Source organism: Desulfurispirillum alkaliphilum (assembly GCF_055378285.1).
Genome location: NZ_AP042405.1, coordinates 1,495,117 through 1,510,816 on the forward strand (window position 1 = coordinate 1,495,117; position 15,700 = coordinate 1,510,816).

The 15,700-nt window shown below is 57.5% G+C and carries 13 protein-coding genes; 4 read left to right on the plus strand and 9 right to left on the minus strand.

Features of this window, described 5'->3' with window-relative positions:
• Positions 1–62: 62 nt before the first annotated feature.
• Together ACZ46I_RS06740 and ACZ46I_RS06745 are read right to left on the minus strand one after the other, a co-directional pair.
• On the minus strand, positions 63–1,049 hold the full coding sequence (locus ACZ46I_RS06740; RefSeq protein ID WP_013506692.1) for a chemotaxis protein: 987 nt from the start codon (positions 1,047–1,049) through the stop codon (positions 63–65).
• Between the two features lie 2 nt (positions 1,050–1,051).
• Entirely contained in the window at positions 1,052–2,728 is a 1,677-nt protein-coding gene (locus tag ACZ46I_RS06745; protein WP_464280316.1) for a methyl-accepting chemotaxis protein, read from the minus strand.
• Positions 2,729–3,019: 291 nt separating this feature from the next.
• On the opposite strand from ACZ46I_RS06745, the gene ACZ46I_RS06750 reads away from it, so the two are divergent.
• The 3 genes from ACZ46I_RS06750 (at position 3,020) to ACZ46I_RS06760 (ending at position 7,007) form a co-directional block, all read left to right on the plus strand.
• Positions 3,020–4,030 carry a Fe(3+) ABC transporter substrate-binding protein gene (locus ACZ46I_RS06750; protein ID WP_464280317.1) on the plus strand — a complete coding sequence of 337 codons (1,011 nt, stop codon included), beginning with the start codon at positions 3,020–3,022 and terminating at the stop codon, positions 4,028–4,030.
• Positions 4,031–4,173: 143 nt separating this feature from the next.
• Positions 4,174–5,829, plus strand: coding sequence for an ABC transporter permease (locus tag ACZ46I_RS06755; protein ID WP_013506689.1), 1,656 nt, complete (start codon positions 4,174–4,176; stop codon positions 5,827–5,829).
• On the plus strand, positions 5,826–7,007 hold the full coding sequence (locus ACZ46I_RS06760) for an ABC transporter ATP-binding protein (protein ID WP_013506688.1): 1,182 nt from the start codon (positions 5,826–5,828) through the stop codon (positions 7,005–7,007). Before ACZ46I_RS06755 ends, ACZ46I_RS06760 begins: the two co-directional genes overlap by 4 nt.
• 575 nt (positions 7,008–7,582) lie before the next feature.
• Here ACZ46I_RS06760 and ACZ46I_RS06765 read toward each other — a convergent pair.
• The 7 genes from ACZ46I_RS06765 to ACZ46I_RS06795 form a co-directional block, all read right to left on the minus strand.
• The gene (locus tag ACZ46I_RS06765; RefSeq protein WP_013506687.1) at positions 7,583–8,032 is read right to left on the minus strand and encodes a Smr/MutS family protein; all 450 of its coding nucleotides are present in this window, start codon (positions 8,030–8,032) and stop codon (positions 7,583–7,585) included.
• A 37-nt stretch (positions 8,033–8,069) separates the two neighbouring features.
• Positions 8,070–8,555 (minus strand): phosphate-starvation-inducible PsiE family protein, encoded by a 486-nt coding sequence (locus ACZ46I_RS06770; protein ID WP_013506686.1) that lies wholly within the window; start codon positions 8,553–8,555, stop codon positions 8,070–8,072.
• Complete coding sequence (locus tag ACZ46I_RS06775; RefSeq protein WP_464280318.1) at positions 8,555–9,361, minus strand: inositol monophosphatase family protein; 807 nt, start codon at positions 9,359–9,361, stop codon at positions 8,555–8,557. Before ACZ46I_RS06775 ends, ACZ46I_RS06770 begins: the two co-directional genes overlap by 1 nt.
• Positions 9,358–10,434, minus strand: coding sequence for an LOG family protein (locus ACZ46I_RS06780; RefSeq protein ID WP_226507917.1), 1,077 nt, complete (start codon positions 10,432–10,434; stop codon positions 9,358–9,360). Before ACZ46I_RS06780 ends, ACZ46I_RS06775 begins: the two co-directional genes overlap by 4 nt.
• Positions 10,435–10,575: 141 nt before the next feature.
• Positions 10,576–11,745 carry a class I SAM-dependent rRNA methyltransferase gene (locus ACZ46I_RS06785; protein WP_464280319.1) on the minus strand — a complete coding sequence of 390 codons (1,170 nt, stop codon included), beginning with the start codon at positions 11,743–11,745 and terminating at the stop codon, positions 10,576–10,578.
• The gene (locus ACZ46I_RS06790; RefSeq protein WP_013506682.1) at positions 11,742–12,032 is read right to left on the minus strand and encodes a YciI family protein; all 291 of its coding nucleotides are present in this window, start codon (positions 12,030–12,032) and stop codon (positions 11,742–11,744) included. The genes ACZ46I_RS06785 and ACZ46I_RS06790 overlap by 4 nt, the downstream gene beginning before the upstream one ends.
• Before the next feature lie 173 nt (positions 12,033–12,205).
• A complete protein-coding gene (locus ACZ46I_RS06795; RefSeq protein ID WP_464280320.1) occupies positions 12,206–14,317 on the minus strand; it encodes a transporter substrate-binding domain-containing protein in 2,112 nt (703 codons plus the stop codon).
• Positions 14,318–15,274: 957 nt separating this feature from the next.
• On the opposite strand from ACZ46I_RS06795, the gene yidD reads away from it, so the two are divergent.
• Positions 15,275–15,667, plus strand: coding sequence for a membrane protein insertion efficiency factor YidD (gene yidD, locus ACZ46I_RS06800; RefSeq protein ID WP_013506680.1), 393 nt, complete (start codon positions 15,275–15,277; stop codon positions 15,665–15,667).
• The last annotated feature ends 33 nt before the right edge of the window (positions 15,668–15,700 follow it).

Consider the following 15,700-nt stretch of genomic DNA (forward strand, 5'->3'; position numbering starts at 1 on the left):
CCCACACAAAAAAAAGCCCGGTGGAGTTTCCACCGGGCTTTTTTACGTTCGGGAAAAGGGCTTCAGTGGCCGAAGATAAACTTGTCGGCCAGCTCAACCAGGCGGCCGATTTCCGGCTTGGTGATGGTGTCGTTGGCGCCGATGGCCAGGGCCTTGCGGCGGTTTTCTTCACTCATGATGGAGGAGAACATCAGAATAGGCAGATCCGCGTAGGCATCGCGTTCACGCAGGCGCTTGACCAGGTGCATGCCGTCCATGCGCGGCATTTCCACGTCACTGATGAGCAGGCTGACCAGTTCGGATATGGGCTGGTGTTCGGATTTGGCAGTCTGTTCAAATTCCATGAGAATATCGTAGGCCTCTGCGCCATCCTGGGCGGCCAGTACATTGTAGCCGGCGGTGCGCAGGGTGGTTTCAATCAGCTTGCGGATAAAGGCGGAGTCGTCGACAACCAGCAGGGTCTTGGCCTGGCGGCGCGAAACCATGGCTTCATCCTGGAGAATCCGCTTGTCCAGGGAAACGTCGTAGCGTTCCATGCTCTGTTCGGGGTTGATGTCGGCAATGATCTTCTCGAAGTCCAGAATCATGATGAGGCGGTTCTCCATGCGAACCACGGCAACGACACAGTCGCTCTCGCGGCTTTCCAGGAACTGGCTGGGTGATTCCACGTTTTCCCAGGAAATGCGGTAGATGCGGCTGACAGAGTCTACCAGGAAGCCGTTGAACATCTTGTTGAACTCGGTGACGATGACCCGTTTGCTCTGCAGGTCGTCGTGAACGGGAATTTTCAGCCAGTGGGCCAGATCCACCAGGGGAATGAGGCGGTCGCGCAGGTTAAAGATGCCGACAACGCTGGGGTGCGCGTTGGGGTACTCGGTGGTCTCAGGTACCTTGATGATTTCGCGCACTTTGGCGACATTGATGCCGTAGTGGGCGATTTTTTCCTGACCATCAGGCATCTGCTTGCGTAGCTGAAACTCAATGATCTCCAGTTCGTTGGTGCCGCTTTCCAGGAGAATGGCTTGTTTTTCTTGGCTCAGGCTGCTCATGTTCAACCCCTTGGTATTAATTTCATGCTGTGTTTTCGGGAATCATCATCCACTTTAAAGGCATCGAGATGATGCTGTACGTCTGCTGAGAGTCTGGCCAGGTCCCGGGACGCGAATGCCACCTCTTCCGAGGCCTTCGCGGTCTCTTCCGAGGTTGTTGATATGGACTGAACATCCTCGGTGATCTGCTCGGAAGTCTTGGCCATCTGTTCAACAGCGGCCACGTTCTGTTCTATAAGCTGCTGCAGGTTTTCCATGCCCTGCAGTACGGTGGTGAATGCTTCGTCAGCCTGACGGGAGAGAGACGCGCCGTGCTGAACGCGGTCGTTGACGGTTCCCATGGATCTGGTGACCTGATTAACGCCCGACTGAATGGTTTTGACGATCTCAATGATCTCCTGGGTGGAGTTGGTGCTGCGTTCCGCCAGCTTGCGAACTTCGTCGGCGACCACGGCAAATCCCCGTCCTGCGTCGCCGGCGCGGGCAGCTTCAATGGCAGCATTGAGGGCCAGCAGGTTGGTCTGATCGGCGATATCGTTGATGACCTGAATCACTTCCTCAACCCGCTTGCTCTTCTCTTCCAGGGATTGGGCGAAGGATGCGGTTTCATCTACTTCGCGGGCGATGCCCTCCATTTCGCTGGTGGACTGCTGGACAATTTCCCCACCCGCCTTGGCGGCGTCAAGGGCCATGTTGGCATTATTTTCCACGTCACCCATGTTACGGGAGACTTCGCCGACGGTGTGGGACATCTCGTGTATGGCCGAGGCAATCTGAGTAATGGTTTCTGACTGCTGCCCCATGCTGGATGACATCTGGGAGGATGTGCTGCTGAGTTGCTCGCTGGCGGAAGCGACACCTTCCACGGAGTTGCGCACGTTGATGACTGTCTGTTGGGTCTTTTCCAGGAAGGCGTTGATGAAGCGACTGACCTCGGTGAGTTCGTCGCGCCCCTGGAGGGGCAGACGGCGGGTCAGGTCGCCTTCGCCCTGGGAGAGTTCCATGGACACTGCGGCAATACGGTTGGCGGAGCCCATGATGGCGCGCAGCAGCAGGACCATGGGGATAAAGAAGACGATCACCAGGGCGGCTACGAATATGGTCATGCGTCCGACCTCTGACCAGAAGGCGGACTGGATATCGTCGTTATAGACACCGGTGCCGATGATCCAGCCCCAGGGCTCGAAACCGATGACATAGGAGGTTTTTTCCACGGGGGTGTCATGGCCGGGTTTGGGCCAGAGATAATTGACGTGACCCCGTCCGTTTTCGCGCACGGTGCGGACAAATTCCACGAAGAGGCGGTTGCCGGTGGGATCCTCAAAGGAGCTCAGATCCTGGCCGTCCAGGCGGGGGTTTATGGGGTGCATGATCATGCGCGGCTGCATGTCATTAATCCAGTAGTATTCCTGCCCCTCGTAGCGCAGGGATTTTATTGCCGTGAGAGCGGCGGTTTTCGCTTCGTCCATACTCATCTTGTTTTCGGTGGCCTGGCGGTGGTAGTGGGCCAGGACGCCGTGCCCCACCTCAGCCAGCTGCTTGATGGTCACCTCGCGGGTCTCTTTGAGGGTTCCATGGAGGGTGCTCAGGGAAATGCCGATCAGGATGAATGTTCCCATGGCGGCACAAACCAGGAAAAGAAAGAGTTTGCCTTTGATCGTTCTGAATATGTCAAGCATGGCGACTCCGAAAAAAGGATGGTGTGGCAGACTCATGTCCTGCGGAAACTATATTTTATAAGCGAAAAGCGTCATACTGTAAATGTTTTTTATGATCGCCACCCGGTGGTGGGGCGGACTGTGGAGATATGTGGAATTGCTCCGCGGAACCGCGAAATTTGGTGCATCGTGTCTCGTTCGGAATCGCTTGACATGTTTTAATATGTAAAGTAACTTAGCGCGCTGAAATAAGGCCGCGTTTTTGCGGCGATCTGTTTTCCGGTTAACAATTTAGCGCTCTGGAGGTGTATCATGAAGAAAATACTGTATTCTTTTCTGCTGGCTCTGGTCTGTACGGCGGTTGCCTGGTCCCAGGTGGTCAACGTCTACTCCTATCGTCAGACTCATCTGATGGAACCCCTGCTGGAGGAGTTTAAACGGGAAACCGGCATCGACTACCGTCTGCTGACCGGAGCGGCCGGCGGCCTGCTGGAGCGCCTGGTGCGTGAGGGTGCCAACAGTCCGGCTGACGTATTGATTACGGTGGATGCCGGCAATCTGGTGGCTGCCAAGCAAGCCGGCGTGCTGCGCTCCATAGAGTCGGACATTCTCGATGTCAGCATCCCTGCCCACTACCGTGATGCCGATGGCCAGTGGTATGGGCTCTCTGCCCGTTCCCGCGTTATCTTCTACGCCCCCGACCGCATTGACCCCGCGCAGATATCCAGCTACGAGGCGCTGGCTGATCCGAAACTGGGCAAGCGCATCTGTGTGCGCAGCTCGTCCAACGTCTACAACCAGTCCCTCATGGCAGCCATGATTGCGCACCACGGAGCCGCCAAAGCGGAAGAGTGGGCTCGCGGACTGGTAAACAACTTTGCCCGTCAGCCCCAGGACAATGACACTGCCCAGATTCGTGCCGTTGCCGCCGGACAGTGTGATGTGGGCATTGCCAATACCTATTACTTCGGTCGTCTGATTGCCTCTGACGCAGCGGCTGATAAGGATGTGGTGGAAAAGGTGGCGCTGCTTTGGCCCAATCAGGATGATCGCGGTGCCCATATGAACCTCAGCGGTGCCGGAGTGACCAAGAGCTCGCGCAATGTGGATGCCGCCATCAAACTCATCGAGTTCCTCGCCAGTGAAAAGGCCCAGACCATCTACGCCGAACACAATAACGAATATCCCGTCAATCCCAGCGCTGTCCTCTCCGGTCCCATTCAGAGCTTCGGCGAGTTCAAGGCCGATACCCTGAACCTCTCCGAACTGGAGAAATACCAGGCCGAGGCCGTGCGCATTATGGATCGGGTGGGCTGGCGTTAATTTCTGGTAATTTTCCACCTTTCCCTGTATAGTTTTGTGGTTTTCCGCTGGCTGGGTATTGCCCTGTCAGCGGATTATCATTTCTCCCGTACACTTCACGGGGAGATGCACCGCAATTACGGGTTACCTGGAATGAGCTTCCCATGAATATGCAACGTCGTCGCTTTTTTTCTCCCTGGGCCCTGGCCACCTGGATCGTTGCCCTGCTTGTGGCAACACCGGTTCTGGTGGTGCTGGGGTATATTTTTGTGCCTAACAGCGAACTGTGGAGCCACCTGGCTGCCACCGTACTGCCCCGCTATATCGCCAATTCTCTGTGGCTGATGGTGGGAGTCGGCTCAGGAACCCTGCTGATCGGCGTTGCCTGCGCGTGGCTGGTGACCATGACCAGTTTTCCCGGCCGTCGCTTCTTTGAGTGGGCTTTACTGATGCCCCTGGCAGTTCCGGCCTATGTCATCGCCTTTACCTACACCGGGCTGCTGGATTTTGCCGGGCCGGTGCAGACCCTGCTGCGGGAAACTTTCGGCTGGCGCAGCGCCGCTGAATACTGGTTTCCCGAAATACGCTCCCTGCCCGGTGCCATCATCATGATGACCCTCGTATTCTATCCCTACGTATACATGCTCTCCCGCGCCTCCTTTCTGGAACAGTCCATCAGTGTACTGGAGGCCAGTCGTACCCTTGGACGCAGCTCCTGGAGCAGTTTTTTCCAGGTGGCGCTGCCCATGGCCCGCCCCGGCATTGCCGGTGGCCTGGCATTGGTGCTGATGGAAACCCTCAACGACTTTGGCACGGTGGATTTTTTCGCCGTCGATACCTTTACCACTGGTATCTACCGCACCTGGCTCGGCATGTGGGAAGTGGCAGCCGCAGCGCAGCTGGGTGCCATGCTCATGGTGTTCATCTTCGTGCTCATCGCCCTGGAGCGCTGGTCCCGTGGCAAAGGAAAGACCACCAACAATGCCGGCTCCTATCGCAGCATCAGTCGCTATCAGCTCAGCGGCTTCAAAGCTGCGGCGGCCTGTATTCTCTGCTTTCTCCCCGTTTTTTTCGGATTTCTGCTGCCCGTGGGAGCCATGGCCTACTGGACCGTGATTTCCTGGGGATTTGTGGATAGCCGCTATGTGGTCATGGCCAGGAACAGTTTTGCCCTGGCGGGCATTGCCTCGCTCTTTGCCGTTGGGGTTGCCGTGCTGCTGGCATATGGCCAGCGACTGCAGCCTGGGAAGTCCATGGGCTTTGCCGTGCGCCTGGCCAGCATGGGATATGCCGTTCCCGGCGCGGTGATTGCCCTGGGCGTCATGATCCCCTTCGCGTTTTTTGATAACACCCTCGACAGCTTTATGCGCCAGTGGTTCGGCATTTCCACCGGACTGCTGCTGACCGGCACCTGGACCGCCCTGATCTTCGCCTATGTGGTGCGCTTTCTGGCGGTCTCCCTCAATACCATTGAAGCCAGCCTGGGCAAGATCACCTACAGCATGGATGGCGCCTCCCGCACCCTTGGCCACACAGCCGGGCAGACGCTGCGCAGGATCCATACGCCCATCATGCGTGGCAGCCTTCTCACCGCGGCCATTCTCGTCTTTGTGGACGTCATGAAAGAGCTGCCCGCCACCTTCATGATGCGCCCCTTCGGCCTGGAGACTTTAGCCATACGCTCCTATGAAATGGCCAATGATGGTTTTCTCATCGAATCATCCAGCTCTTCTCTGGCCATTGTGGCCGTGGGGATAATTCCCGTAATACTGATCAGCGTGGCCATAGCCCGCTCCCGTCCAGGAGGAAAACGCACATGAGCCAGAAAAGCGAAGCTCAGGTTCTCGATATACGCGGTGTAAACCACGCCTATGGTGATCTGAAAGTACTGAAAGGGGTTGACCTGCAGGTGGCCGCCGGTGAGGTCATCTGCCTGCTTGGACCTTCGGGCTGCGGCAAAACTACCCTGCTGCGCCTTATTGCGGGGCTGGAGGTGCTGCAGCAGGGGACCATCAGCATTGCCGGTTCCACGGTTGCCAGTTCCAGCGCTCATACCCCACCGGAAAAGCGTGGCATCGGCTTTCTCTTTCAGGATTTTGCTCTCTTCCCCCACCTCAGCGTCCTGGAGAACACCGCCTTTGGCCTGGTGAGTATCAGGTCGCGGGAGGAGCGCAACAACCGGGCCATGGAAGCGTTGAAGCGCGTTGGCATGAGCGCCTACGCGAAGTCTTACCCGCATCAGCTTTCCGGCGGGCAGCAGCAGCGGGTTGCCCTGGCCCGCGCCCTGGCACCACGTCCCAGTATCGTGCTGCTGGATGAACCCTTTTCCAGTCTGGATACGCGGTTGCGTTCCCAGGTGCGCGATGAGACCCTGCACGTGCTGAAACACAGTGGCGTCGCCACGGTCATGGTCACCCACGACCCCGAGGAAGCCATGTTCATGGGTGATCGCATCGCCCTGATGAACAAGGGAGTCATCGTCCAGGTGGATGGCCCCGTGAACCTCTTCTACCGCCCTGTCAACGCCTTTGTGGCAACGTTTTTCAGCGATGTGAACCGTATCGAAGGAGTGGTGTGCCAGGGGAAGGTCGCGACACCCTTCGGGGCTTTGGATGCTCAGCACATTCAGGACAATACCGTTGTGGATGTCCTCTTTCGCCCGGACTCCCTGCGACTGGACATCGCCCAGTGCGATATCCACGGGGTCATCGGCGAAGTGACCGCCTCGCGCATGCTCGTGGGCAGCACACTGGTGCACCTGCGCCTGGAATACTGCGCCCCTTCCTGTCCTATGCACGTTCACGCCCGTATCAGCGGGCGCTTCCCCCACCCAGACGGCACCAAGCTCTGCGTCAGCCTTGATCCCGACGATGTCTTTATCTTCCCCATTGAAGATGGAGATGAACACGATTGCCAGCCCTGCTGCGATGTGGCCGGGCAGAACGCGGGCCTGAACTGCCCGGTTTCGGCACATGTACCAGCGGGCCAGGGGCTGTAACGTACGTTTTTCATCCTTTGCTTTGGATGTAAAGCGTTAAATAACGGTTATTTGATGTGAGTAAATTGCTTCAATTTCTCCTGTCCTTTTTTGGTGCGGCCAAAAAAGGACCAAAAAAACCGCCCCCCGAACGCCCGTTTTTGCGGCTCGCCTGCTCGCCTGTTCTGGAGATCCGGCAGCAGGCTGCTCAAAGAGGCCCATCTGCTGCGTTGCCGGTCATCGCTCGTCACTGCGACGTACAGGGAGTACGCCTCGCTCCTCGCTTTGCCCGCGTCTTGCACCTGGGCCTCTTTGCGTTGCCTGACCCCTGCATCCCTGCAGTGCTGCCGGACCACTCACTTCCTGTGAGTGTCCCTTCGGGTCTTGCCAGCCAGGCGTCGCACTCACCGGACGGGCTCAGGGGGGAACAGCCTGCTTCTGTCTTTCCCCCGTGTTCTTTCCCAACCAGGACACGCCGACTGTCAGGCTGCTGAAAAGCCCTCATCTGCGGCGTTGCTCACAAGTGCTCGTTGCTGCGACGTACAGGAAGTACGCCTCACTTCTCACAGACATAGTGGCAGACTGAGCGTTGCGGTTTATTCCTTGCGCTCCACAAAGCATTTGTGCTTTCCCTTCTGAATCATTTTCAACGCCCCTTCCTTCTGCAGGCTGCTGATGGCGGCAATCACTTTCGCGTCGCCGTGCTGGCGAAATTTTCCCGCTATTTTCTCTTTGGTCTTCGGGTTCTGGCAGTATTCCAGTATTTCGCTGGCCAGCAGGCTGGTCGTTGAAGGGAGTGGTTTGCGGGGAAGGACGATGGTGGCGCCGGGGTTGCCTCCGGGGGCGGGCTCAAAGGTGAGGTGTTCAGGGTGGGCTGCCAGCAGGCGGTGCAGGTGTCGGCGGATCACGCCCCCTTCGCCACTGGAGCCATAGCCGTGGATGATTTCCATGGGGTGGCGTTCACCACTGCCAATGGCACGGTTATAGTGCTCCACAAAGAGATCGATGGCGGCTATGGGGCTGAGGTGGTGCAGGTCCAGGGACATGGCGACTCCTTGCCGGTGAAACGAAGGCGAGGGGGAGTTAGGGGGCTTCTTCCTTGTCCAGTCCGAATTTACGGCGCAGCCTCTCCGTCGCGCCATTTTCGCTGTAAGGGGTGAAGACGATCGTCAGGGTGCGGGTGATGCCGATGACCAGCAGGGTCAGGGCCAGCAGGCCGATCTCGGTGGCGCTGAGCTTGTGGGCGTAGACGGCGATCATGATTTCCCGCAGCATGAAGACGATGGCGACATCCATGATTGTGGTCAGCTTGAGGCGTTTGATTTCAAAATATTCCACAATGCTCTTGAACAGTTCGATGACGATGAACATGGACAGGATGTTGGTAACTACCACGGGAAACGCCTGGGCTACGGTGATGTCGCGGGTGAAGAGGCTGGAGATGTCGATGAAGATATTGGCGAAACCCAGTATCAGGGCGATGACCACCAGGGGAACCATGAGCTTGAAAATGAGGTCATTGACCTTCTGGAAAAAAAACAGGGAGGCGTTTTTACTGAAAATGGCCATTATGGAGTCCTTGTGGCAGAGGCGATGCACTGGTGCAGCGCTTCGTGAATATGTCCGTTGGTGGCGATGATACCATCGGTGAAGAGGTCGTGATCGTGGCCGGCGGTGTCGCTGACCCGGCCACCCGCTTCCTGCAGGATGACGATGCCGGCGGCAATATCCCAGGGTTTCAGGCCCCACTCATAGAAGCCATCCAGCACACCTCTGGCCACAAAGCACAGATCCAGGGCCGCGCTGCCGCAGCGGCGCACTCCCTGGGTGCCCTGCAGGACACGGTCCAGCACATCCAACAGCAGACGGCGGCGTTGCGGGGACTCCACCACGCTGTAGGGAAAGCCGGTGGCCAGCAGGCTCTGGCGGAAGACTTCAGTGGAGCTGACGCCGATGGCACTGCCATTGAGATAGGCGCCCTGACCGCTGGCGGCGTGGTAGAGTTCATCGTTATAGGGGTTGTAGACAATGCCCCATTCCGGCTGGCCATCGCGGAAGGCCCCCACGGAGATGGCCACGAAGGGGAAATCGTGGGCGAAGTTGGTGGTGCCGTCGATGGGGTCGATGTAGATGGCCCTGGCAGGGGCTTTGCCCGAGGAGATATCGGCGCTCTCTTCCGCCACAATGGTGTAGTCGGGAAAGAGTTCCGCCAGTCCACGCTTCAGGTACTCCTCCACGGCCAGGTCGGCGGAGGTGACCAGGTCGATTTCGCCCTTGAAGTGGATGTCCTTCGGCTTGCTGATGAAGTTGCGGATGATGGTGCCCGCCTGCCAGACCAGGTCGATGGTCTGGATGTTCATGGACGGAGTGTTCATATGGATGGTCCTTCCTGCGTTTCCAGGGTCTGATCCTCCCGAATCTCAAAGCCATTGAGCATGTCGATCAGCAGTCGCAGCCGGCCGAGGCTGCGGCGGTCAAAGTGCAGTTTCAGCCGCGGCAGGTGCAGGGTTCCGGCTTCTTCCTGTTCTTCGGGGAGCGGTCCGGTGGCTTCAATGGTGCCCGAGACGAGGATATCCTTGAAATCGTGGTTCAGGAAATCCAGCTGCTCTGCCGTCAGGGGCGAGTTCATGCGGATAACCAGGTGATCGCGTACGTAGCGGTAGGAGTGAAAGCGCTTGTAGAAGTGGAGTATTTCGCTGATGGCGTCATCGATGCTGTTCATGATGGTGTACAGGTGCATGTCGTCTTCGCTGATCAGGCCGGTGCGATAGAGGTGCACGCGCATGTACTCTTCCAGGCCGCGCCACAGGTTGTTGCCGGTGGGGTCGATGAAGATGACCGGAATGATATTGGACTTGCCCGTCTGCACCAGGGTCAGGGTTTCAAAGGCCTCATCGTGGGTGCCGAAGCCGCCGGGGAAGAGCACCACGGCACTGGCTTCCTTGAGGAAATTCACCTTGCGGGTGAAGAAATATTTAAAGTTGATGAGCTTGATGTCGTTGTGAATCCACTGGTTGGCCGACTGTTCAAAGGGGAGGTCGATGCCGACGCCGAAGGAGTTGTCGGTTCCCGCGCCCTCATTGCCCGCCTGCATGATGCCGCCACCGGCACCGGTGATGACCATGTAATCCCACTGGGATATCTTGCGGGAGAACTCCCGCGCCAGTTCGTAAGCGGGCTCATTATCCTTGATGCGTGCTGAGCCGAAGACGGTGACCTTGCGCTTGTCGGTGTACCTGGCGAAGAGATTGAAGGAGTAGCGCATCTCCTTGATGGTATTGTTGATAATCTTCAGATCACCTCGCCCCATGTTATCGCCGGCGGCTTTCAGGGCGCTGAGAATCATTTCGCGAATGATCTCGGTGTTTTTCTGGCAGCCTGTCATGGCGATCAGCCCTTCGATGAGCGTTTCTATTTCGCCATTGTGCTTGTCATAATTGAGTTTCATGTGGGTACCCTTGTGTGACGGTAGCGCGTGCGGTATCGCCCGACGTGCTGGCGTGCCCTGGAGTCAGCGGCAGCATGCGTGGGCAGCATACGCTTTTCCGGAGCACGAGTGAATATGGAATTGTAAAGAGAAAAAGAATTTCTACTGAACCTGCAGCAGAAATCCCTTGAGGTACTCCCCTTCGCGGTGGCCCAGGATTCGGGGATGATCCATGCCAGCGCCGAGCCGATGCAGAACTCGTACCGTCTTGCCGCTGTCCATGGCGGCCCAGCGCAGCACTTCCTCGAAGCGCTGAATATCCATGTGACCACTGCAGGAGAAGCTCAGCAGATGCCCGCCGGGGCGGAGTTTTCCCATGGCCAGCAGGTTGATGTCCTTGTAGGCGGCTTCAGCCTGGGCGATCTTGTCCGCGCGCTTCACGAAAGGGGGCGGGTCGAGGATGATGGTGTCATACTGCTCCTGATCACTGCGCAGGAAGTCGAAGACATCTTCCTTGACCATGATGTGGGAGGAGTCGTCCATCTGGTTCAGGCGTATATTGGTGCTGAGCAGGTGCAGGGCGGTGGCGCTGACGTCGACGCTTTTGACCAGGCTGGCTTCGCCTCTCAGGGCATTGAGGGAGAACCCCCCCGTGTAGCAGAAGCAGTTGAGCACCTCGCGCCCCTGGCTGAGCTGGCGCAGCAGAAGGCGGTTATCGCGCTGGTCAAGGTAAAATCCGGTTTTCTGTCCCTCCAGGGGCTGCACCACATAGGTGATGCCGTTTTCACGCACCTGCAGGCTTTCCGGCAGGGTACCCCACAGGACGCCGCTGGAAGGGGCCAGGCCCTCCATCTGGCGGACGCTGCCATCGCTGCGCTCGATAATGGCAATTGGCTGCAGAACCAGGCGCAGCTGTTCCACGATCTGGGTGCGTCGGGCGTCCATGGCCGCAGTTGTGATCTGCAGCACCGCCACGCTGTCGTAGATATCCACCACCAGGCCGGGTACACCGTCACCTTCGGAGTTCAGCAGGCGATAGCAGTTGGTCTGAGCGGGGTTCAGCAGTTCCAGACGCCTTGACTGAGCCTCGCGCAGCACCTGTTCGAGGTAAGCGCCGTCGCACTCGCGTTCAAGGCGGGAAAACATGCGGATGCGAATCTGGCTGTCGGGATTGTAGAGGCCGCAGCCAAGAAAGGCTTCGCCCTCGTAGACCGCCACCGTATCGCTGGCATCCAGGGGCTCTTCCGTGCGGGCAATGGCACCACTGAACACCCAGGGGTGGCCGCCTACAATGTGTTTACGTGCCTTGGGCTTGATCCAGACGCGTTTCATAAAGGGGAGGTGAGCACTTTGTCGACGCGGTGGATCTGCGTGCTTTCAAAGAGTCCTTCGCGGGTATAGGGGTCGTCTTCCATGATCTCCTTCACCATATCCAGTGAGTCGGTATGGAAGAGGATCAGGCTGCCGATCATGTTTTCGTTGCTGTCGTCCTTCAGGGGACCACCAAAGGCGATCAGTCCTTCCTCATGGAATTTTTTCAGGCGTTCCACGTGGGCCTGGCGGTTGCGTTGGCGGATGTGGGCCGAGTCAGCTTTGTCTTTTCCCATAAATACTATCATGGCGTACCTCGAAAAATATATTTGCTGCCAAAAAAATTGATGACCATGTGAATTGACGCAATCAAGCATGATAGCAGATTTTCCCTGAAAGGGGGAGGTGTGTTCGGGGATTTTCTGGCCAGTGGCGCGAAGAGAAGGACGTATCCGCACAGCAGCGCGCGGGTGAAACATTCCTACTGGCGCACCCCGCGCAGGATAATTCGGAAACGCGCGCCGTTTTCGGTGTTTTCGGCGCTGATTTCGCCGTTGTAGGAGTCTTCCACGATACGGCGGACCACATAGAGCCCCATGCCCTTGTCCCGTGATCGGAATGAGGTGGTGACATAGGGATCGAAGAGCTGGGGCAGGATCTGCTGGTCAATACCCCCCAGGGTGTCTTCCATGCATACTTGCACGTTCTGCCCATCAACGGTGGCTGCGATGGTTATGGCACCGTCCCGGATATTGCGTTCACCCATAGTGGAGACGGCATTGCGCAGGAGTTCCACGAAGATTTCAATGAGGTCATTGCGATTGACGGTGACGATCAGGGCTGGGTCGATCTGATTGTGTATCTGCAGCTTACGGGAGCCTTCACTGGAAAGGAAATGCGCAGCCTGGTCGCACAGGCTCGACAGCGCGAAGGCGCTGCGCTCGATGTCATTGGACTGGTAAAGCTCGGTAAACTGCGAAATGGTCTCCGAAAGGCGGAAGATCTCCTGCTGGCCCGCCCGAATGCGCTCTGTCAGAATTTCTGCGGTCAGCTCACCTTCCTGGAAGAGAATCTCTATCTCATCAAGGGTGAGGGAAGCTATATAGAGGGGCTGGCGCCACTGATGGGCCAGATTGACCATCAGATTCAGCAGCGAGTGGCGGCGGCTCTGTTCAAAGAGCATGCGCTCCTGCTGGCGCACCGTCTGCACCGCTTCGGCAATCTGGTCCTCCTGGCGCCGGAGAACCTGCTCCAACTCATCCTTCGCCCTTTTGCTCTCGGTGATGTCGCGCACCAGTGCCAGAAAGTGGCCGGGTTCGCAGGGAACGAGCCGGCATTCAAAGAAAGAGAGCTGACCGCTGATTTTCAGCTGGTAATGGAAAAGATGCAGCCGCTCGCCATTGCCGATACCGGCAATGGCCTCCATGGTCTGGCGGGCAGCCTCTGGCGGCAGAATTTCCGTGACAGGCCGACCCAGGAATTGCCGGGATGGCATAAGCTGTGGTCCGGCCAGGTCAGTGGCGTGAAAATCCAGAAACACCCCCTGTTCGTCCAGAGTAAAGATCATGTCGGGCATGGCGGCAAGCAGAGCCTGGTTATGGGCCTGGCTTTCGCGCAGTTCGTCAATGGTTGCTGTCAGGTGCTGCTCGTTGCGACGCAGCTGTGCTGTCTGGCTGGCCACCACCCGCTGCAGCTGAACGTTCCAGAGTACCACCAGGGCAATGCCGCCAAGGAGGGCCAGAGCGTAGGGCCACAGCTCAATCCAGTTGATGCTGCGCCCTGGAATACTGGTGCCGAGCCACTTCTGATTCAGCCTGTCCAGCATGCCGCTGGAGAAAGCATGGTCAATGCCTTTATTGAGTATCGATTGCAGCATGGCGTTGCCATTTTTGACGGCCATGCTGTTGAGGCCGATGTAGAGCGGCTCACCCACAATCTTCATGCGGTCGTAGAGATTGTGGCGGTAGAGGTGGTAGAGTACGATCTGTTCATCGCCGATGACGGCGTCTGCCCTGCCTCGAATCACGGCTTCCGCCGCCTCGGCAAAACTGCCCGTCGGCACGATCTCGAAGTCAATATTCTGCTGCTGCAGGAACTCGGCGGCGTAATCGCCGCGCTGCATGGCAATGCGTTTACCGTGCAGATCTCGCAGCCCGCGGATATCTGGACGGTCGGCGGCGATGAAAATGGAAGCGGGAACCTCGAAGATGGTCTGGGTGAAGTCAAAGGTCTCATCGCGCAGCGCACTGTAAAAAAAACTGGTCAGCACATCGGCCTCACCCGACAGCACCGCCTGTTGGGCTTCAAGAAACTCCATATCCAGAAAGCGTGCGTGAAAACCTATTTCTGCACTGATCCAGCGTGCCAGTTCGATCATCATCCCATTGCGGGTGCCGTAGTCGTCGCTGAATTCGAAGGGGGGGTAGTTGGTCTGGCTGACAAAGACGACCTCCTGGCGCTGAGCCAGGAAATCGCGCTCGTCATCGGAAAGATGCACGGCGCTGTGGGCGTTGACAGAAAAGACACCGCCATAAAGCAGCAGTGCGCAGAAGAAAGGCAGCAGGGTATGGAAATATAACCCGCGTATCTGCATGTTCTCCCACCGTAAGGTATGTTGATTCTTCCTTGTGACACATAAGAAAAGGTATGGTTAATTTGTAACACGGGTTTTGTGTTTCCACAATATGAATACCGAAGTGCTGATGTACATCTGAAGTTTCGCATCTTGTCGTCTTGGTTTAAGCGTCATTATTCTGATGTTTATCATGCAAGAACCGTATTGACTTTGCATGCTTGGCTCATCTGGTATCTTTTTTCGCTTCCGGATATTATCCTTTTTGACCGCGCAAAAAGGACTCAAAAACGCGCCCCCCGAACGCCCGTTTTTCCGGTTCGCCTGCTCGCCTGTTCTGGAGATCCGGCAGCAGGCTGCTCAAAGAGGCCCATCTGCGGCGTTGCCGGGCATCGCTCGTCACTGCGACGTACAGGGAGCACGCCTCGCTCCTCGCTTTGCCGGCGCCTTGCACCTGGGCCTCTTTGCGTTGCCTGACCCCTGCATCCTTGCAGTGCTGCCGGACCACTCACTTCCTGTGAGTGTCCCGTTCGGGTCTTGCCAGCCAGGCGTCGCACTCACCGGACGGGCTCAGGGGGGAACTGTCTGCTTCTGCCTCTCCCCCGTGTGCTGGCCCAGCCAGGACGTGCTGACTGGAACGCGGTAGACCCGCAGGGTTGCCGCCACGAGGGCGGCAACCGCAAACCAAAAGCCACGGAGGGCGGTTGTTTGCGGTCCCCAGTTCCAGGCAAGCGGACGGCTGAGAAGGACAGCACTGGGGGTCGCTTTTGCGCCACTTTTGGCGAGTCAAAAGTGGCAAGGAAAATTCCTGAGTAATGGAATCGGAATGTCAAAGACTCAGTCTGTGCAGAACTATTTCCGCCATTCCAGCATGGTATCCGGGTCGGTGCCGGCAATCTGCCGTTTCGGGGGCGCGAAAGTTGAGTTATACTTCCTTTACGTAAAGGCTTCGAGAGAGTGAAAGGGATGGAGTACTGCATGACAAGACGCTTGCTGAGCACATTGAGCCTTGTTCTGATAATGGCCACCGCTCAGGCGACTGCGCGGATGAATGAACCCTGGGATGAACCACGGCCATCGGGAGTGCAGCGCCCGGAGGTTTCAGATTCCTTTGGCAGCGCCATGGGGGTCAGTCTCATCCGCCTCTACCAGCGTACGGCTTCACGGGTGGATACGGACCGCAGCAAGAGTTACCCCGTATCCAGTCGCTATGCCATTCAGGCCTTTGAACAGCAGGGGTTCTGGCTGGGGATGTTCCTGACGGCGGATCGACTGATCCGCGAGATTGACCCCTCCACAAATCCCCATCGCATCTATGAAAATGGCCGTCAGTATATCTATGACCCACTGGAGGCCAATGTCTGGTGGTAGGTATCTTTCAGCGGCCTGCTCGAGGAGGAGCAT

What these genes read in the sequence shown, in the direction of transcription:
- ACZ46I_RS06740 (WP_013506692.1), bottom strand. Translation starts at nt 1,049, where the DNA reads ATGAGCAGCCTGAGCCAAGAAAAACAAGCCATTCTCCTGGAAAGCGGC.
- ACZ46I_RS06745 (WP_464280316.1), bottom strand. Translation starts at nt 2,728, where the DNA reads ATGCTTGACATATTCAGAACGATCAAAGGCAAACTCTTTCTTTTCCTG.
- ACZ46I_RS06750 (WP_464280317.1), top strand. Translation starts at nt 3,020, where the DNA reads ATGAAGAAAATACTGTATTCTTTTCTGCTGGCTCTGGTCTGTACGGCG.
- ACZ46I_RS06755 (WP_013506689.1), top strand. Translation starts at nt 4,174, where the DNA reads ATGAATATGCAACGTCGTCGCTTTTTTTCTCCCTGGGCCCTGGCCACC.
- ACZ46I_RS06760 (WP_013506688.1), top strand. Translation starts at nt 5,826, where the DNA reads ATGAGCCAGAAAAGCGAAGCTCAGGTTCTCGATATACGCGGTGTAAAC.
- ACZ46I_RS06765 (WP_013506687.1), bottom strand. Translation starts at nt 8,032, where the DNA reads ATGTCCCTGGACCTGCACCACCTCAGCCCCATAGCCGCCATCGATCTC.
- ACZ46I_RS06770 (WP_013506686.1), bottom strand. Translation starts at nt 8,555, where the DNA reads ATGGCCATTTTCAGTAAAAACGCCTCCCTGTTTTTTTTCCAGAAGGTC.
- ACZ46I_RS06775 (WP_464280318.1), bottom strand. Translation starts at nt 9,361, where the DNA reads ATGAACACTCCGTCCATGAACATCCAGACCATCGACCTGGTCTGGCAG.
- ACZ46I_RS06780 (WP_226507917.1), bottom strand. Translation starts at nt 10,434, where the DNA reads ATGAAACTCAATTATGACAAGCACAATGGCGAAATAGAAACGCTCATC.
- ACZ46I_RS06785 (WP_464280319.1), bottom strand. Translation starts at nt 11,745, where the DNA reads ATGAAACGCGTCTGGATCAAGCCCAAGGCACGTAAACACATTGTAGGC.
- ACZ46I_RS06790 (WP_013506682.1), bottom strand. Translation starts at nt 12,032, where the DNA reads ATGATAGTATTTATGGGAAAAGACAAAGCTGACTCGGCCCACATCCGC.
- ACZ46I_RS06795 (WP_464280320.1), bottom strand. Translation starts at nt 14,317, where the DNA reads ATGCAGATACGCGGGTTATATTTCCATACCCTGCTGCCTTTCTTCTGC.
- yidD (WP_013506680.1), top strand. Translation starts at nt 15,275, where the DNA reads ATGACAAGACGCTTGCTGAGCACATTGAGCCTTGTTCTGATAATGGCC.